This window comes from Pelagibacterium xiamenense, from assembly GCF_021166475.1.
GTDB lineage: Bacteria > Pseudomonadota > Alphaproteobacteria > Rhizobiales > Devosiaceae > Pelagibacterium > Pelagibacterium xiamenense.
Genome location: NZ_JAJOYS010000001.1, coordinates 584,249 through 600,879, shown reverse-complemented (window position 1 = coordinate 600,879; position 16,631 = coordinate 584,249). Strand labels below are relative to the sequence as shown.

The following is a 16,631-nucleotide window of genomic DNA, read 5'->3' as shown; positions in this document are numbered from 1 at the left end:
TTTCTCCCTGCCTCAAGCCCGAAGGCGAGGCATGCGATATTTCGCGTTAGGCCATCGCCATCCGGTAATCGGCCGCGTAATGCCCGGTTGCGCCGTGCTCCAATTGCCGCTCGATATCGGTCAGCAAGGACGACGCCCCGAACCGGAACAGATGCGGCTCGAGCCATTTGCGCCCGAGTTCCTCCTTCATCAGCGCCATATAGGTGAGCGCATCCTTGGCCTTGGAGATACCGCCAGCGGGCTTGTAGCCGATCTCGATACCGGTCTCTTCATGGAACCAGCGGATCATGCGGATCATCGCCAGCGAGGTCGCGAGCGTCGCGTTGGTCTTTTCCTTGCCCGTCGAGGTCTTGATGAAATCGGCGCCTGCGAGCATGCAAACGAGCGAGGCCTTGGCGACATTGGTCAGCGTTGCCAGTTCGCCTGTCCCGAGGATCGTCTTGATATGCGCATCCCCACACGCCTCGCGCATGGCTTTGACCTGGTCGTAAAGCCCCTGCCAATCCCCGCGCAGAACCATGCCGCGCTCGATGACGATATCGATTTCCCGAGCCCCGTCCGCGACCGAGGCCCGGATCTCTCCGAGCCGCGTTTCGAGCGGCGTCAGCCCGTGCGGGAAGCCGGTCGAAACCGCCGCGACGGGGATGTTCGTCCCCTCCAGCGCCTCGACCGCCGTCGCGACGAAAGCATGATAGACGCAGACCGCCGCCGGGGTCACCCCCATCTTTGCCGCGCCGATCGCCTCGAGGATATCGGGCCGGACCGGATTGCGCGCCTTGGCGCAGAGCCGCTCGACGCGCCCCGGCGTATCGTCGGAATTGAGCGTCGTCAGGTCCATCAGCGCCACAGCCTTCAAAAGCCAGGCGAGCTGGTACTCTTTCTTCACCGTACGCCGCGTGCCGATGGTCGCCGCGCGCCGTTCGAGCGCCGAGCGGTTCATGCGGATGCGGCCGACCCAGTCGAGGTCGAGCGGAAAGCCGGGGTTGCGTTTGTGATGCACCTCGCGGTGTTCGCTATCGACGATCTTGAGCGTCATATCTCCTCCACCAGCGCCGGGATCAGGCGCTTGAGTTTCTCCGCCCCCAGTTTGGCCATTTGCTTGGTCTGGGTGTGGGAGATTTCCTCTCCCTTCATAAGCCCCGCGCCCATATTGGTGATGGACGAGCAGGCCCAGACCTTCAGCCCTAAAAACCGCCCCAGGATCACTTCGGGCGCGGTCGACATGCCCACCGCGTTGGCACCGAGCCGGATCGCCATCTGGATTTCGGCGGGCGTTTCGAAACTGGGGCCAGAATACCACAGGTAGACGCCGTCCTTGAGCCCGATATCCATGCGCGCCCCGATTTCGTGGGTCTTGGCGCGCAGTCCCGGATCGTACGCGTCGACCATATTGACGAAGCGGGCGTCCGACTCTTCGCCGATCAGCGGGTTCATCCCCGCATAGTTGATATGATCGGAGAGGAGCATCAGATCGCCCGGCCGCACCTCCGGGTCGAGCGAACCCGCCGAATTGGTCAGCATCAGCGTTTTGGCGCCCAGTTCCGCCATGGCCTCGAGCGCCGGGCGCATGGCCGCGGCGTTGCCGTGCTCGTAATAGTGCTGACGCCCGGTCAGGACCGCAATGCGCTTGCCGCCGAGCATGCCGACAATCAGATCCTTGCCATGGCCCGAGACGCCGCCCGACGGGAAACCCTTCAGCTCCTCGAACGGAATGGTCACCTTGTCGGCGAGCAGATCGCCAATGTCGGAAAGCCCCGACCCCAGGATCAGCGCGGCCTCGATCGTTTCTTCGCCGGCGTGCTTGCGGATTGTTTTTATTGCTTTTGTCATCTCAAATCCATTTCGAATAGGGTCGCAGGCGACGGCGGCATAAACGGGGGAATTACCGCACCAGATGGTCGGGCCCGAAAGAGTGCGGCAGCAATTCGCCCAGCGTCGTATAGAGCGGCTCGCCGTCAACGCCGTGACAGATGACGGGCGTGTCGGGCGCGGCAAACTCACGAATGCGCTGGCGGCACCCCCCGCAGGGCGTCACCGGCAGAACGCCCGGCCCGGTCACGTAGATCCGTTCGATCCGTTTGCCGCCGCCCGCGAGCATGGCGGCGATTGCCGAGGGTTCGGCGCAATTGCCGACCGGGTAGGCCGCGTTCTCGACATTGCACCCGGCATAGATCCGGCCGTCGTCCGCGAGGAGCGCTGCGCCGACCTGAAAGCCCGAATAGGGCGCGTAGGCCTTGGCGCGCACGGCCTCGGCCGCTTCAAAGAGCGACGTATCGATGGCCGCGCGCGTCATGTCCTAGCGTTCCTTCACATACGGCACGCCGCCGGCCTTCGGCCCCACGGCCTTGCCGATGAAGCCCGCCAGCAGGACGACGGTGAGGATATAGGGCAACGCCTGGACCAGTTGTACGGGCACCTGCCCCACGAGCGGCAGCTCGACGTTCTGCATGCGGATCTGCAAGGCGTCGAGGAAGCCGAAGAGCAAGCAGGTGAACATCACCGGCACGGGCCGCCATTTCGAGAAGATGAGCGCCGCGAGCGCGACATAGCCCTTGCCGGCGGTCATCTCGTTGCCGAACCCGGCGCCCTGCGCGATCGAGAAATAGGCGCCCGACAGCCCGGCGAGTATGCCGGTGATGAAGATCGCCTGATAGCGCTGCAGGGTTACCGAAATCCCCGCGGTATCGACTGCCTTTGGGTTCTCGCCAACGGCCCGCAGCCGCAGCCCGAACCGCGTGCGATAGAGCACATAGGCGGTCACCGGTACGGCAAGGAAGGCGACATAGACGAGGATGTAGTGACCCGAAAGAATGTCCGAATAAAGCGCGCCGATGACCGGCACGTCGGCCAGTTCGCGGGCAAAGGGCAGTTCGATGGGCGCAAAGCGCGCATCGCCGGACAATTGCGGCGTGCGCCCGCCCTGGCGGAACCAGGTCTGCCCGAGGAAGGTCGTCATGCCGATGGCAAGCATGGTCACGGCCACACCGGCGATCATCTGGTTGCCCTTCAATGTGATCGAGGCGAAGCCTTGCAGCATTGTGGTGAGGATCGAGACGATGACGCCGGCAAACAGCCCCAGCCACACATTGCCCGTTACCGCCGCGACCGTGGCCGCGGCGAAGGCCGAGGCGAGCATCTTGCCTTCAAGACCGATGTCGAAAATGCCCGAGCGTTCCGAATAAAGCCCGGCGAGCGCGGCCAGCAGCAGCGGCGTTGCGAGCCGCATCGTTGCGTTGGCCATCGAAAGAATGAGATCGATATCCATGGCCTAGCTCTCCGAATCCACGGTTGCGCGGGCCGTCGCTTCGGCCTTCTGTTCGAGCGACAAAAGCACGAACCCGCGTTCGAGCGCGGGGCGGAAGAGCCCCTCCATCGCGCCGGTAAAGAGAATGATGAGCGCCTGGATGACTTCGATCATCTCGCGGGTCACCGCGGGGATGACGAACTGCAGTTCCTGCCCGCCCTGATAGAGCGCGCCGAACAGGATCGCCGCGAGCCCGATGCCGATGGGGTGATTGCGGCCGATCAATGCCACCGCGATCCCCACAAAGCCCGCGTCGGCGACGAAATCGAGCACGAGCCGATGCTGCACGCCCATAACCTCGTTGATGGCGATCATGCCCGCGCAGGCGCCCGAGAGTGTCATGGCGATCATGATGAGCCGCGAGTTGGACATGCCGGCATATTTCGAGGCCACCGGGTTCTGCCCGAGCGTACGAAGCTGATAACCGAGCTTGGTGTGCCAGATGAGGATATAGGCCAGCACGAGGAACGCGACGGCAACGACGATGGTGAGGTTGACCGGCGAATAGCCGAAATAGGGAATGAACTCGCGCAATTGCGGCACGCGGCCCATCACGTCGAGCGTTTCGGATTCGGGCGCCATGGTGTTGTTGGGTTTGAGGACCCGGTTGACCATGTAGACCATCAGCGCGGCGGCGATGAAATTGAACATGATGGTGGTGATCACCACATGGCTGCCGCGCTTGGCCTGGAGATAGCCCGGGATCAGCGCCCAGAAGCCGCCGACCGCACCCGCCGCGAGCATCGCCAGCGGCATCACGATCAGCCAGTGGGTCTGGTCGAGCGCGAGCCCCACGAGGATCGCGCCGAGACCGGCCACATAGGCCTGCCCGTTACCACCAATGTTGAAGAGCCCCGCATGCGCCGCGATGGCGAAAGCCAGCCCCGCGAAGACAAAATTGGTGGCGTAATAGAGGGTGTACCCCACCCCGTCGCCATAACCGAATGCGCCGTAGAGGATCACCTGAACCGCCTCGAGCGGGTTCTCCCCGATCATCAGGACAACCATCCCCGAAATCAGGAACGCCATGGCGAGGTTGATCGCGGGCAGGAGGACGATGTCGGCCCATCGGGGCAAAGGACGCCGCACGCTCATTGAGCCGCCTCCTTCTGGTTCATGCCGGCCATCATCATGCCCAGTTCGCTCTCGTTTGCGGTTTCGGGATCGGCCTCGCCGACAATGTGGCCGTCGAACATCACGAGAATACGGTCGGAAAGCGAGCGGATTTCGTCCAGTTCAACCGAAACCAGCAACACCGCCTTGCCCGCGTCGCGCATCTTGATGATCTGCTTGTGGATGAATTCGATGGCGCCGATATCGACGCCGCGCGTCGGCTGGCCGACGACGAGCACTTCGAGTTCGCGGTCCATTTCGCGCGCCAGGACGATCTTCTGCTGGTTGCCGCCCGAGAAGTTCGCTGTCCGCAATCGGATATTGTCGGGGCGGATGTCGAACATCTCGATCCGCCTCTGCGCCTCTTTCTGGGCGGCGGCGATATCGAGGATCATGCCCTTGCCGTAGTCGGGATAGGTTTCGTAGCCGAGAATGGAATTCTCCCATTCCTCAAAAGTCGTCACCAGCCCCATGCGGTGCCGGTCCTCGGGCACGTGCGCCATCCCGGCGCGCCGGGCGCGGGCGGCCCCATCGTCGCCACGGATGTCCAGCGGCTTGCCCTTGATCTTGACGACGCCCGAGGTCGGGTCGGCAATGCCCGAGATCGCCTCGAGCAATTCGGTCTGACCGTTGCCGGCGACCCCCGCAATACCGACGATTTCGCCGGCACGGACGGAAAAGCTCACGCTCTTGACGCGCTGGACGCCCATGCGGTCGGTGACCGAGAGGTTCTCGACCTCAAGCACGATATCGCCAGGGTTGGCGGGCTCCTTTTCCACGCGCAGCAGCACGCGGCGGCCCACCATCAGTTCGGCGAGTTCTTCGGGGTTGGTTTCGCTCGTCTTGAGCGTCTCGACCATCTCGCCGCCGCGCATGACGGACACCTCGTCGGTGATCGCCATGATCTCGCGCAGTTTATGGGTAATGAGAATGACCGTCTTGCCTTCGGCGCGCAGGGTCTCGAGCACGCGAAAAAGGTGATCGGCCTCCGCCGGGGTCAAAACGCCGGTCGGTTCGTCGAGGATCAGGGTGTCGGCGCCGCGGAACAGCGCCTTGAGGATTTCCACGCGCTGCTGCTGTCCTACCGAGATGTTCTCGATCAGCGCGTCGGGATCGACCTCGAGGCTGTATTCCCTGCCCAGTTCGACAAGCTGCGAGCGCGCATGCGCGAGCGTCTTGTTGAGCAGGGGGCTGTCCTCGGCGCCCAGAACGACATTTTCGAGCACGGTCATGTTGTCGACCAGCATGAAGTGCTGGTGCACCATGCCGATACCCAGGGCCAGCGCATGGCGGCTGTCGGTGATCGCATGCGGTACGCCGTTGACGCGGATGGTGCCGCTGTCTGCGGTATAGAACCCGTAAAGGATCGACATCAGGGTCGACTTTCCGGCGCCGTTTTCGCCCACGATGCCGTGGATGGTGCCGCGCTTGACCTTTAGATCGATGTCCTTGTTGGCGTGGACAGGGCCGAAGCTTTTGTTGATCTTTTCGAGCTCGATCGCCCAGTCGCCATTGTCGCCGGACGGAGCAGCGGCCGGGTCCGGCCGCTGCGTGTTCGTGGTTTGCTCGCTCATCTACGGCCGCTTAGACCGGGCACGAGCCGTCGGTGGTGTAATCGTGCACTTCGATTTCACCAGCGATGATCTGCTCTTCGAGCGCTTCGAGTTCGGCCATCTGTTCGGCGGAGATTTCCGATTCGTTGTTTTCGTCGACAGCGAAGCCCACGCCGTCCTCGGCGAGGCCGAGCATCAACAGGCCGGGCTGGAAGGTCGCGTCGTCACCGGCTTCGTTGAAGGCTGTCTGAACGGCGGTATCCACGCGCTTGACCATCGAGGTCAGCACCGAACCGGGGTGCAGGTAGTTCTGGTTGGAGTCCACGCCGATCGAATAGACGCCGGCGTCGGCGGCGGTCTGCAGAACGCCGATACCCGAGCCGCCGGCGGCGGCGAAGATGACGTCGGCGTCGTTGTCGATCGCGGCCTGGGTCAATTCGCCCGCGGTGACGGGATCGTTCCAGGCGGCCGGGGTCGTGCCGGTGTAGTTCTCGATGACGGTCGCGCCTTCGTCGACGTGCTTGGCGCCCTGGGCGTAGCCGCAATAGAACTTGTGGATGAGCGGCACGTCCATGCCGCCGACGAAAGCGACGGTGCCGGTTTCCGACTTCATCGCGGCAAGCGCGCCGACGAGGAACGAGCCGGTATGCTCGTCAAACAGGATCGACTGGACGTTGGGCTGATCGACGACGGTGTCGATCACGACGAAATTGGTTTCGGGGAACTCCGGTGCCACCGCCTCGAGCGCGGCGGTCCAGGAAAAGCCGGCCATCACGATCGGGTTGGCGCCTTGCGAAGCGAAGCGGCGCAGGGCCTGCTCGCGCTGGGCGTCGTTCTGGAGCTCGAAGTCGAGATAATTGCCGCCGGTTTCCGCAGCCCAGGCTTCGGCGCCGTTGTAGGCGGCTTCGTTGAACGACTTGTCGAACTTGCCCCCGAGGTCGTAAATGATTGCCGGATCGGCAAGGGCCGTGCCCGCCATCAGCGTGGTCACGGCCACACCGCCAGCGAGTGCGGCAAGGCCTTTGCGAAGAGTTTTATTGATTGACATGAAGATGCTCCCTGTTCTCGGGCATGGGGCGCGGCGCCGAAAACCGGCGCGCGCGCATTCCGCGCACGATGATGAGGGAATACAACCGCGCAAATGGCTAGTCTGCAAGTACGAATTTCAGTTTTTTGACCATTTGGGCAAAAAATTTCCGCCCGATGGTAAACCTGCCATCGGCGAAGGCGGTAATCACGTGTCGAGCAGGGTTTCGCCCGCGGCCTTGAGCCGCGCGATGTCCTTGAGCGGCGGTGCGCCGAACAGGCGCGCGTATTCGCGGCTGAACTGGGACGGGCTGTCGTAGCCCACCTCGTGCCCCGCCGCCGCGGCGTCATATCCGAGCGTCAGAATCAGCTTCCGCGCGTGTTGCAGGCGCAGCCGCTTTTGATACTGCAGCGGGCTCATGGCGGTGACCTGCTTGAAATGCTGGAAAAACGACGACGCGCTCATGCCCGCGGCGTTGGCGAGATCATCCATGCGCACGGCTTCCGCGAACCGCTCGCGCAGCAGTTCGACGGCGCGGCCGACCTGCTCGAGCCGGCTCTCGGCGATCGCGATCTGGCGCAATTGCGCGGCCTGTTCGCCCGAAAGCAGCCGGTAGATGATTTCGCGCTCGATCAGCGGGGCGAGATAGGCAATGTCCTGGGGTGCCCGTGCGAGGCTGGCCAGCCGCGTCATGGCGTCGAAAAGGTCGGGCGTCGTGCGCGAAAGTCCAAGGCATTTGCAGGCTGGGTTTACCGCCTGCGGCGCGACGCGCGATTCAAGCAGCACCGACCCGATAACGGCCGGGTCGAGGTCGAGCTTGACGCATAGATAGGGCGCCTCGGGGGTCGCGGCGACAACCTGGCCGATGACGGGCACGTCGAGCGAGACGACGAGGTGCCGGCTCGCGTCGTAGTTGAAAACCTTCTCGCCAACCACCACCTGTTTGGTCCCCTGCACGATCATGCACAATGCCGGTTTGTGGACCGCGTGCATCGGCTCGGTGGGGTGGCTCCTGCGGATAAAGCTCAACCGCGGAACCGGTGTTGCATGAACGCCGTCCACGTCGGAGAATTTGGCAATTTCTTCAATGAGCTTCAGCCGCGCCACTTCGGCGCCCGCATCCGCATCACCCGAGATTTCAAGCATATTCTCTGGCCTTCCCGTTGAAATGACCTGACAGAAGGTCTAGCGCAGTCGTTTGGCGGGTGCACGTCTTTTTCCTTGCGCACGGAGAATCGTGCAATCAATCGATGGGATCTGTCTACCGCATTCGGGCTTATGTGGGGCAATGTGTGCTGGCCGGAGCGTGGTGGACCGCTCCGATTTTTCGTTGAAAGGAGGCCGCACGATGACCCGATTGAACCGCCGTATTTACGGTGCCGCCCTGCCCGCGCCAGAGGTTCGGGCAAACGGTTCCGGCCTCGCTTCGTGGCTGGTCCGCATCTTTGGCGGCAGGCCGCGGCGCCGGAGAACCCTCAATGGCTAGCGTCCGCCGCGGCGGACGCTGGCGTTTCGCCCGCGTCGCCTACGGGCTGGCGCTGGCGGCATCGCTTGTCACAATCGCGATTCCGATCGTCTGGTAAAAGACAAGACTACCCTCCCGGTCCGCCCAAGGGCGGGCCGCTCGCAACCGGGGCTCTTGCCCAAGGACAAGGAGCGTGAACCATGGTCGAATTCGATCCCGTCGGTCTTTGGATGACCGAAGACAAATTCGTGCGCCACAGGCTTTTGCCGGACGGGCGCTACGTCGAGGCCCGCGGCCTAAAGGAAGGCGCCTATACCGGGCGCTACACGGTCAAGGGCAACCGCATCGAATATGAAGACGAGACCGGCTTTACCGCCGACGGCGAATTCCGCCGCGGCGCGCTGCACCACGCGGGGATGATCCTGTTCCGCGAAGCCGACCTCTAGATCGGATTGCAACGGGCTCAGCGGTCGCTGGGCCCGTTTTCCATTTCCGGCGGGAGCGGCGTCACCTTCACCCCCATGGCGTCGCCGAAGCGCTCGAAGAACCCATCGATCACCCGCTGCGCCGAATTGCCGACGAGTTTCCTGCCCAGCTTCATGATCTGACCCGACGCGCCACCGCTGGCGATGAAAACGAGGCGCGTTTCAGGTCCGGCATCCGCGAGCACGATATCGGCCGACGCCTCCGCCATGCCGAGGAGCCCGCCGCGTCCGCGCCCGGTGAGCGTATAGCTTTCCGCCGGCACGACGTTCGAGAGCAGGAGGTCGCCGGTAAAAACCGGCTGCATCACGCCCAGATTGACCGCGATCTCGAGCACGAGGTCGGCGCTGCCGACCCACTCGATCCGCTTGCAGCCCGGAATGCAGGCCTTGAGCACCGTCGTGTCGTTGAGTGCTTCCCAGACCGAAAGCCGGGGGGCCGCAACGACGTACCGGCCACCGAATTCCATCGTCCGCCCTCTATATCTCTTATCCCGTTGCGGCTTTTTGGCACCATTGATGCTAAAAACAACCGTCTGACGTGGCTAGACAATTGTCACTGACGGCTGCTCGGGGAATCATGGCACCGTTAGCGGCGGAGTTTCAACAGGGAATACGACCAATGGCAACCGATCTCACCGAAACCCAGACTGCACCCGTGGCGGCCAATTCGCCCCTGCAGTATCTCGACCGCGCCGTCGGCGCGATCCGGGAGATGGGGCTGTGGCCCGAAAACGGGACGCAGGAAGCGCCGATTACCGGACTGTTGGCCGAGATCACGGCGCTCGACGATACCAAGGTCGTCCTGATCGGCCGCGTGCTCACCCAGGCGAGCGCCTTCAACGAAGTGGTGCGCAGCCAGGTCGCCGCGATGAATGTCGGCGAGCGCTACGAAGAGATCACCAACCAGTTCAATTCCATCCGCGACGACGCCAAGGGCATGGTCGACCAGCTCGAGGACGGCAAGCTCGACATCCTCGAGCGCGCCTCAAACGTCTGGATGAAAGTCACGCGCGGCGACATCGCCCAACGCTTCGACAAGATCCGCGACACCTACCTCGACGTCTCCAAGGACACCAAGGACCAGATCGACCGCGAAACCACGATCCTTGAGGCCTATCGCGATTTCCGCGGCGCGCTCAAGCAAGCCGAGGTGATGGCGCTTGAGGTGCTCGAGATCGCCGAGGGCAAGCTCGCGGAAAAGAAGGCCGACCTCAAGGCCGCCTCGGACGCGCTCGAAGCGTTCACCGAGGGCACGCCGGCGGACCGCGCGCGGCTCGAAATGGCGCGCGACGAGAAAGTCCGCGCGCTCCAGAACGAGGAGCGCCGCTATCAGATCGCCAAGGATCTCTCGGACAATCTGACGATCTCGTATTCCACCTCCGAAGTCATCATGGCGCGGCTGATGCAGACCACCAACGCCAAGGAGCGCGTCTATCAGCAGTCGGTCTCGTTCTTTTCGACCAACGAGACGGTTCTGACCGCGCTTTCGGCGTCGTTCACCGGGCTTTTCGGCCTGCACGAATCCACCGAAACGCTCAACGCGATGAAGGAGGGGATGAGCAAGAGCCTCGAAACCCTCGCCGATATCGGCGGCAAGGTGCAGGAAGAAGCGTTGAAGGCCGGCTACGGCCCGACCATCCGCGCGGACGCGGTCAAGACGCTGGTGGACAGCGTCGTCAATTTCCAGGAACGCTCGCGCGAGATCATCCACGAGATGCGCGAGGCCTCGACGAAGAACTCCGCCGAAATCCGCGACGCGGTCGAGGATGGCAAGAAGCGGCTCGCGCGGCTTGCCGCCGAAGGCAACGCGCTGACGGCCCCCGCGAACTGAGCCCGAGAGTGTGGGGCGGCACGAAGGTATGAATACGCGGCAGGAGGCGCCTCTCGACGAGGTCATGCTGGCGATGGATGTGGTCGACACCTTGCGGCACGAGCGCAACCTCGTCGCCCGCGAGCTCGACGCGTCCAGGCGCGAGGCCCAGCTCGTCGAACGCTTGCGGGCGCTCTACCACGAGCAGGGCATCGATGTCCCCGACCACATCCTCATCGAAGGCGTCAAGGCGCTCGATGAGGCGCGCTTCACCTATACGCCGCCGCCCGAAAACCTCCAAACACGGCTCGCGCGGATCTACGTCTCGCGCGGGCGCTGGGGCAAGCCGGCGCTCGCCATCGCGGCGGCGGTTCTTATCGGGCTTGCGGGCTATGTCTTCGCCTACCGGCCCTATATTGCGGCGCAGCAGGAAGCCGCGCGGATCGAACTAACCGAAACGCTGCCGGCGCGGATCGACGCGGTCTACAAGGCCATCTACACCGATACCAAGGTCCAGGCCGCGCTCGAGGAGGCCGATCCCTGGGTTGCGCGCGGCAATGCGGCCGTGGCGGATGGCGATCGCGAAGCCGCGCGTGCCGCGATTGCCCAACTCGAGGAAATCCATCAGCGGCTCCTTGCGGAATTTTCCCTGCGCATCGTCGACCGCGAAGGCGAGAACACCGGCATCTGGCGCTTCCCGGAGGAAAATTCGGACGCAACGAACTACTACATCGTCGTGGAAGCGGTCGGGCTCGAGGACCAGCCGGTCGAAATGCCGATCCGGAACGAGGAGACCGGGGCCACCGACGTCGTCAGCACCTGGGCGGTGCGCGTGCCCGAAACCACCTACAACGCCATCCGCGACGACCGGCTGGACGACGGCATCATCCAGCGCAACATTCTCGGGATCAAGCAGTACGGCTTTCTCGATGTCGAATACACAATGCCCGTGCTCGATGGGGCAATAACCCAATGGTAGCTTCATGCTGAGCGGACCCAACGCCCAAAAGGCGCTCGACGAGGCGCTCAAGGATATCCGGCGCGAAGAAGACGAGATCACGCAGCGGATCGCACGCGCCACCGAGCGCATGGGCAAGCTGCGCGAAACCGAGCTGTCGCAATTGCGCGAACTGGCGCAAGTGCGGCTGACCGAGGAGGCCCGCGCCGAACTCGCGGACAGCATGAGCAAGGCCGAGGCGCAGGCGCACGAGATGCTGCGCGCCCACGGCGAGGCGATGGAAGATCTCCAGACCCGGCTTGCCGAGCAGGACACGGCGCTCGACGCGCTCACCGAGGAGCGCGGCGCGGTGCTAAAGGAGCTTTCGGCCAAGCGTGAGGAGATCGAGGCGCTCAAAAAGGCGCTGTCGGTCGAGCTTTCGGCGGAGGCCGACTACAGGCGCGCCGTCGAGGCCGAGGACGAGTTGGAGGCGACCGCCGAGAACGCGCTCGAAAAGGCCGTCCAGGCCGAGAACGACCGCGCGGAAAAGGGCGCGCCCTATCGGGCCGATCCGCTTTTCATGTATCTTTGGGAACGCGGCTACGCCACGCCGCAATACCGTGACCGCGGCCTGACGCGCATGCTCGATGCGTGGGTCGCGCGGCTCGTTGGCTATGCGGATGCGCGGCCCAACTACTTCATGCTCAACGAGATCCCCGAACGGCTCAAGGCCCATGCCGAGCGGCTCGAGGCGGACGCGGCGCAGGCGGCGCAAAAACGCGAGGCGCTTGAGGATGCCGCGATCGACGCGGCAGGCGGCAAGGAAACGCGCGAAGCCGTCGGCGCCCTCGAAGCCCGGATCGAGGAGATCGACGCGGCCATCATCGCCGCGGAGGACGCCCGTGAAGCGCTCACCGCGCAGCACAAGCAGCTGGCCGAGGGCGGGGACCCGAAATACGAGCAGGCGGTCGGGCTTCTGGCCCAGGCCATAAGCGGTATGGACGTCGCGCAATTGCTCGCGGACGCGCGCCGCACGGGCACGTCGCGGGACGACGCCATCGTTACCAAGCTCGAGGATACGCGGCGCCGGATCGCCGAGGACGAGGCGGAGCTTCGCGAGGACCGCGCGCGGCTCAAGACGCTCGAAACGCGCCGCCGCGAGCTTGAGGACATCGCGTTCGAATTCAAGAAATCCCGTTATGACGATCCGCGCTCGCGCTTCGGCGAGGACCGGCTGGTCGGGGATCTGCTCAACGAATTCCTGCGCGGCGCGATTTCGGCGTCAACCTATTGGGGCCATTGGCGCAAGTCGCAGGACTGGGCGGGCGGTTCGGGGCCCATCGTGCCGCCAGCCAGGAGCCGCAAGCGCCGGCGCTCGGGCGGGTTCACCATCCCGCCGGGCGGGTTCAGCCCGCGCCCGCGCTCGGGCGGCCCGTGGGGATCGGGTAGTTCCTCGGGCGGGTTCACGCGGCCGCGCTCGGGCGGTTTTGGCGGCGGCGGCTTCAAGACCGGCGGCGGCTTCGGCGGGAGCGGTGGTGGTGGTTTCAAGACCGGCGGCGGGTTCTAGCGTGCACCGGGCCGTGGCGGAGGGCGCCCGATGGAAACACTAGTCGCCGCGCTTGCGGGCATCGTCATGGTGCTTGTGTCGGTTGTGCTGCATTACGAACTGCTGAGCTACACGGCGCGCCTGCTTGGCCACGTGCGGTTCAACAACCGGCTGCGCGTCACCCTGGGTGTCGTGGGGGTCCTCGTGGCCCACTCGGTCTCTATCGTCCTGTTCGCGCTTTTGTATTTCTTCATCAATGAAAGCCCCTGGCTCGGCTCTTTGAGCGGCACGTTCGACGGGTCGCCGCGCGACTATCTCTATTTCTCGCTGATGAGCTTTACCACGTTGGGCGTCGGCGATGTCATTGCGACCGGCGACATGCGCCTGATCGCGGGCCTGCAGGCGCTTCTGGGCTTCGTCCTGATCGGCTGGTCGGCGTCCTTCACCTTCGTTGTGATGCAGCGCACCTGGGAAGAGGCGGACTAGCCCTCTTGCGACTCAGATAAGTCTATGCTTATCTGTCATCCATGATGGAGCAGGACATCTTCCGCGCGCTCGGCGATCCCACGCGCTATGCGATCTTCCAGCGGCTGGCCGAGGGCAGCCGCAATGCGACCGAGTTGCGCGACGGGATGCCGATCAGCCAGCCGGCGATGAGTCAGCACCTTGCCGTATTGCGGCAGGTGGGTCTCGTGCGCGAGGAACGCAAGGGGCGCTTCGTCAATTACCACGTCGACCCGCAGGGCCTCGATGCGATCGGGCGCTGGCTCGAGAAATACCGGGCCTATTGGCCGGCCCGGATCGACGATCTTAAAACCGTGCTCAAGGATATGGACCCATGACCGCCGAGGACGCCAAGATGCCCGACGGCCCCAGGCTGGTGTTCGAAGCCCGGCTCGACGCGCCGCCCGCCGCCGTGTGGCGGGCGCTTACCGAACAGGACCTGCGCAACCGCTGGCTTCCCGATACCGATCTGGCTCAAACCGAGCCCGTGCATGCCGATCCGGGAACCGAAGTGCGCTACCGCGTCCACGACACCGGCGACCCCGCCAGCCGCAATATCGTCGCCTTCACCATGGCGCCCGACGAGAATGGCGGCACCGTGCTCAGGGTGGTTCATGCCCGCGAGGCATTGCCGCTCGCGCCGCCGCGCGCGGCAAACGGCAACACGACAACGATGCGCGCGGCGTAGACGACCCCGCGCATCGCACACTGCTTTTTTCGTTTGCGAAAGGAGGTCGCCCATGCGCGACGCGATGCAACTTGTCCCCACGGTGGTCGAACAATCGAGCCGCGGCGAGCGCGCCTTCGACATCTACTCGCGCCTCCTGCGCGAGCGGATCGTCTTCGTCAACGGCGAGGTCAACGACCACATGGCCTCGGTGGTGAGCGCGCAGCTTCTGTTTCTCGAGGCGGAAAATTCCAAGCGCCCCATCGAAATGTACATCAACTCCTATGGCGGGGTGATCTCCTCCGGGCTCGCGATCTACGACACCATGCGGCTCGTGCGCCCGCCGGTCCATACACTGTGCATGGGAACGGCACGCTCGATGGGGTCGTTCCTTCTGATGGCAGGGGAGGCAGGCCACCGCGCCGCGCTGCCCAACGCCTCGATCCATATCCATCAGCCCCTGGGCGGCTATCAGGGCCAAGTGTCCGATATCGCCATTCATGCCGAGGAAATGCAAAAAACCAAGCACCGGATCACCCGGCTTTATGCGGACCATTGCGGACGCACCTATGAGGAGGTCGAAAAGGCGCTTGATCGCGACAAGTTCATGTCCGCCGAAGAAGCCAGGGACTGGGGGCTGATCGACATCGTGATGAGCGAGCGTCCCACCGCTACCGAATAACCGCCGCCCCCGCGGGACTTGCGGCACCGCGCCTCGCGGACCATATTCGAAAGGAGTTCACGGGAGGCGCTTTTGGCGGACAAAACCCCGACCCGGCGTGATGAGAAAACGCCGCAGGCCGAAAAGCCCAGCGCGAGGAGCGAGATCGCCGACTTCATCAGTCAGGTCGGTGCGATGACGGCTGGCAAAAAGGCGTCCGGCCCCGGCCGCGGCCGGCTTCTGTTTGCGCTCGACGCCACAATGAGCCGGCAGCCCACATGGGACCTCGCCTGCCAGCTCCAGGCCGAAATGTTCGAAACGGTCGCCAAGACCGGCGGGCTCGACGTCCAGCTCATCTTCTTCCGTGGCTTCGGGGAATGCCAGGCCTCCAAATGGGTGCGCGATGCCCGCGCGCTTGCGGATCTGATGACGGGCATCGACTGCCGGGGCGGGCATACCCAGATTTCCAAGGTGCTTTCGCACGCGCGCAACGAGCACAAGAAGGAAAAGATCAACGCCGTCGTCTATGTGGGCGACGCCATGGAAGAGGATATCGACAAGCTCGCGCAAAAGGCGGGCGAACTGGGGCTGCTGCATTGCCCGATCTTTCTTTTCCAGGAAGGTCACGACCGCACCGCCGAAACCGCGTTCCGCGAGTTCGCGCGGCTCACCAAGGGCGCCTACGCGCGTTTCGACTCCTCGGCGCCGCACGAGCTCGCCGCGCTCCTGCGCGCGGTCGCGGCCTATGCCAGCGGCGGGCGTGAAGCGCTGAAACTGCAAAAGAGTTCCGGGGCGCAAAAACTGCTCGAGCAATTGCGATGATCTGGCTTGTCGCCGCCCTCGCGGTCGCGCTGGGGCTTTTGTACCTTTATTCGCTCTACACCCAGAACCGAATCCGCGAACTCGTGCGCGCGCTGCGCTGGGCGGTCGGCGGCGTGCTCCTGGCCATCGGCGCGCTGTTCGGGCTGCGGGGCAATGTGTTCGTGGCGGGTCTTCTGGGCGCGGCGGGCGTCGGCGTTCTGACGCGTGGACGGCTGGGGCCGATCGATTTCGGCGGGGGGCGGGCGAGCCCCAACAACGCGTCGAGCGTCAGAAGCCGTTATTTCGCGATGCGGCTCGACCACGATACCGGCGCGGTCACCGGCGAGGTGCGCGAAGGCCTTTTTGCCGGGCGCGACCTCGCCGATCTTTCGGCGGAGGAATGCTGGGCGCTTTACGACGAGGTCGAGGCCGACCCCGATTCTGTCGCGCTTTTCGAAAGCTGGCTCGACGCCAACCGCACCGGCTGGCGCGAATATTTCACCGAGCAATTCGGTATGGACGACGCGCGCGGGCGGGAGAACGCCGAGCCGCATACCGGCAGCGGGCTTTCCGGTGTCGAGGAAGCCTACGAAATCCTTGGACTTTCCCCCGGCGCGACCCCCGATCAGATCCGCGCCGCGCACCGCACGTTGATGAAAAAAGTCCACCCGGACGCCGGCGGCTCGGCCTTCCTGGCGGCCAGGATCAACGAGGCCAAGGACCTGCTGCTCAAGCACGCGGACCGCAGCGCCTGAGAC

Annotated in this window: 18 protein-coding genes and 1 pseudogene; 10 read left to right on the top strand and 9 right to left on the bottom strand. The window is 64.3% G+C overall.

What is annotated here, in order from left to right; genetic code table 11:
* Positions 1-46: 46 nt before the first annotated feature.
* From deoC to LSG43_RS02980, 8 genes are all read right to left on the bottom strand, one after another.
* Positions 47-1,036 carry a deoxyribose-phosphate aldolase gene (gene deoC, locus LSG43_RS03015; protein ID WP_231801163.1) on the bottom strand — a complete coding sequence of 330 codons (990 nt, stop codon included), beginning with the start codon at positions 1,034-1,036 and terminating at the stop codon, positions 47-49.
* A complete protein-coding gene (locus LSG43_RS03010; protein ID WP_231801162.1) occupies positions 1,033-1,830 on the bottom strand; it encodes a purine-nucleoside phosphorylase in 798 nt (265 codons plus the stop codon). Before LSG43_RS03010 ends, deoC begins: the two co-directional genes overlap by 4 nt.
* Before the next feature lie 52 nt (positions 1,831-1,882).
* A complete protein-coding gene (locus tag LSG43_RS03005) occupies positions 1,883-2,293 on the bottom strand; it encodes a cytidine deaminase (RefSeq protein ID WP_231801161.1) in 411 nt (136 codons plus the stop codon).
* Positions 2,294-2,296: 3 nt separating this feature from the next.
* Complete coding sequence (locus LSG43_RS03000; protein WP_231801160.1) at positions 2,297-3,265, bottom strand: ABC transporter permease; 969 nt, start codon at positions 3,263-3,265, stop codon at positions 2,297-2,299.
* 3 nt (positions 3,266-3,268) lie between these two features.
* A complete protein-coding gene (locus LSG43_RS02995) occupies positions 3,269-4,399 on the bottom strand; it encodes an ABC transporter permease (protein WP_231801159.1) in 1,131 nt (376 codons plus the stop codon).
* Positions 4,396-5,991, bottom strand: a complete 1,596-nt coding sequence (locus LSG43_RS02990; RefSeq protein WP_231801157.1) for an ABC transporter ATP-binding protein — start codon at positions 5,989-5,991, stop codon at positions 4,396-4,398. Before LSG43_RS02990 ends, LSG43_RS02995 begins: the two co-directional genes overlap by 4 nt.
* Before the next feature lie 10 nt (positions 5,992-6,001).
* Positions 6,002-7,018, bottom strand: coding sequence for a BMP family lipoprotein (locus tag LSG43_RS02985; RefSeq protein ID WP_439651992.1), 1,017 nt, complete (start codon positions 7,016-7,018; stop codon positions 6,002-6,004).
* Positions 7,019-7,204: 186 nt separating this feature from the next.
* The gene (locus LSG43_RS02980; RefSeq protein WP_231801155.1) at positions 7,205-8,143 is read right to left on the bottom strand and encodes an AraC family transcriptional regulator; all 939 of its coding nucleotides are present in this window, start codon (positions 8,141-8,143) and stop codon (positions 7,205-7,207) included.
* 537 nt (positions 8,144-8,680) lie between these two features.
* Here LSG43_RS02980 and LSG43_RS02975 point away from each other — a divergent pair.
* A pseudogene (locus LSG43_RS02975) lies at positions 8,681-8,908 on the top strand (Atu4866 domain-containing protein); the annotation flags it as partial.
* Between the two features lie 17 nt (positions 8,909-8,925).
* Here the strand turns inward: LSG43_RS02975 and LSG43_RS02970 are convergent.
* Complete coding sequence (locus LSG43_RS02970) at positions 8,926-9,414, bottom strand: SRPBCC family protein (RefSeq protein ID WP_231801153.1); 489 nt, start codon at positions 9,412-9,414, stop codon at positions 8,926-8,928.
* Positions 9,415-9,566: 152 nt separating this feature from the next.
* Here LSG43_RS02970 and LSG43_RS02965 point away from each other — a divergent pair, with 152 nt between their 5' ends.
* The 9 genes from LSG43_RS02965 (at position 9,567) to LSG43_RS02925 (ending at position 16,628) form a co-directional block, all read left to right on the top strand.
* Positions 9,567-10,778 carry a cell surface protein gene (locus LSG43_RS02965; RefSeq protein ID WP_231801151.1) on the top strand — a complete coding sequence of 404 codons (1,212 nt, stop codon included), beginning with the start codon at positions 9,567-9,569 and terminating at the stop codon, positions 10,776-10,778.
* A 28-nt stretch (positions 10,779-10,806) separates the two neighbouring features.
* A complete protein-coding gene (locus LSG43_RS02960; RefSeq protein ID WP_231801149.1) occupies positions 10,807-11,736 on the top strand; it encodes a DUF6384 family protein in 930 nt (309 codons plus the stop codon).
* A 4-nt stretch (positions 11,737-11,740) separates the two neighbouring features.
* Positions 11,741-13,261 carry a coiled-coil domain-containing protein gene (locus tag LSG43_RS02955; RefSeq protein ID WP_231801148.1) on the top strand — a complete coding sequence of 507 codons (1,521 nt, stop codon included), beginning with the start codon at positions 11,741-11,743 and terminating at the stop codon, positions 13,259-13,261.
* Between the two features lie 30 nt (positions 13,262-13,291).
* Positions 13,292-13,726, top strand: coding sequence for an ion channel (locus tag LSG43_RS02950; protein WP_231801147.1), 435 nt, complete (start codon positions 13,292-13,294; stop codon positions 13,724-13,726).
* A gap of 41 nt (positions 13,727-13,767) precedes the next feature.
* Entirely contained in the window at positions 13,768-14,082 is a 315-nt protein-coding gene (locus LSG43_RS02945) for an ArsR/SmtB family transcription factor (RefSeq protein WP_231801146.1), read from the top strand.
* Positions 14,079-14,432: an SRPBCC family protein gene (locus tag LSG43_RS02940; protein WP_231801144.1), complete on the top strand. Its 354-nt coding sequence runs from the start codon at positions 14,079-14,081 to the stop codon at positions 14,430-14,432. The genes LSG43_RS02945 and LSG43_RS02940 overlap by 4 nt, the downstream gene beginning before the upstream one ends.
* Before the next feature lie 52 nt (positions 14,433-14,484).
* Complete coding sequence (locus LSG43_RS02935) at positions 14,485-15,093, top strand: ATP-dependent Clp protease proteolytic subunit (protein WP_231801143.1); 609 nt, start codon at positions 14,485-14,487, stop codon at positions 15,091-15,093.
* A 72-nt stretch (positions 15,094-15,165) separates the two neighbouring features.
* Positions 15,166-15,894 (top strand): class I SAM-dependent methyltransferase, encoded by a 729-nt coding sequence (locus LSG43_RS02930; protein ID WP_231801142.1) that lies wholly within the window; start codon positions 15,166-15,168, stop codon positions 15,892-15,894.
* The gene (locus LSG43_RS02925) at positions 15,891-16,628 is read left to right on the top strand and encodes a DnaJ domain-containing protein (RefSeq protein WP_231801141.1); all 738 of its coding nucleotides are present in this window, start codon (positions 15,891-15,893) and stop codon (positions 16,626-16,628) included. Before LSG43_RS02930 ends, LSG43_RS02925 begins: the two co-directional genes overlap by 4 nt.
* The last annotated feature ends 3 nt before the right edge of the window (positions 16,629-16,631 follow it).

Bases quoted from the DNA above. Each gene is read 5' to 3' on its own strand.
- LSG43_RS02950 (WP_231801147.1), top strand. From the start codon at position 13,292: ATGGAAACACTAGTCGCCGCGCTTGCGGGCATCGTCATGGTGCTTGTG.
- LSG43_RS02955 (WP_231801148.1), top strand. From the start codon at position 11,741: ATGCTGAGCGGACCCAACGCCCAAAAGGCGCTCGACGAGGCGCTCAAG.
- LSG43_RS02995 (WP_231801159.1), bottom strand. From the start codon at position 4,399: ATGAGCGTGCGGCGTCCTTTGCCCCGATGGGCCGACATCGTCCTCCTG.
- deoC (WP_231801163.1), bottom strand. From the start codon at position 1,036: ATGACGCTCAAGATCGTCGATAGCGAACACCGCGAGGTGCATCACAAA.
- LSG43_RS02945 (WP_231801146.1), top strand. From the start codon at position 13,768: ATGATGGAGCAGGACATCTTCCGCGCGCTCGGCGATCCCACGCGCTAT.
- LSG43_RS03000 (WP_231801160.1), bottom strand. From the start codon at position 3,265: ATGGATATCGATCTCATTCTTTCGATGGCCAACGCAACGATGCGGCTC.
- LSG43_RS03005 (WP_231801161.1), bottom strand. From the start codon at position 2,293: ATGACGCGCGCGGCCATCGATACGTCGCTCTTTGAAGCGGCCGAGGCC.
- LSG43_RS02970 (WP_231801153.1), bottom strand. From the start codon at position 9,414: ATGGAATTCGGTGGCCGGTACGTCGTTGCGGCCCCCCGGCTTTCGGTC.
- LSG43_RS02960 (WP_231801149.1), top strand. From the start codon at position 10,807: ATGAATACGCGGCAGGAGGCGCCTCTCGACGAGGTCATGCTGGCGATG.
- LSG43_RS02940 (WP_231801144.1), top strand. From the start codon at position 14,079: ATGACCGCCGAGGACGCCAAGATGCCCGACGGCCCCAGGCTGGTGTTC.
- LSG43_RS02990 (WP_231801157.1), bottom strand. From the start codon at position 5,991: ATGAGCGAGCAAACCACGAACACGCAGCGGCCGGACCCGGCCGCTGCT.
- LSG43_RS02985 (WP_439651992.1), bottom strand. From the start codon at position 7,018: ATGTCAATCAATAAAACTCTTCGCAAAGGCCTTGCCGCACTCGCTGGC.
- LSG43_RS02935 (WP_231801143.1), top strand. From the start codon at position 14,485: ATGCGCGACGCGATGCAACTTGTCCCCACGGTGGTCGAACAATCGAGC.
- LSG43_RS02980 (WP_231801155.1), bottom strand. From the start codon at position 8,143: ATGCTTGAAATCTCGGGTGATGCGGATGCGGGCGCCGAAGTGGCGCGG.
- LSG43_RS02965 (WP_231801151.1), top strand. From the start codon at position 9,567: ATGGCAACCGATCTCACCGAAACCCAGACTGCACCCGTGGCGGCCAAT.
- LSG43_RS03010 (WP_231801162.1), bottom strand. From the start codon at position 1,830: ATGACAAAAGCAATAAAAACAATCCGCAAGCACGCCGGCGAAGAAACG.
- LSG43_RS02925 (WP_231801141.1), top strand. From the start codon at position 15,891: ATGATCTGGCTTGTCGCCGCCCTCGCGGTCGCGCTGGGGCTTTTGTAC.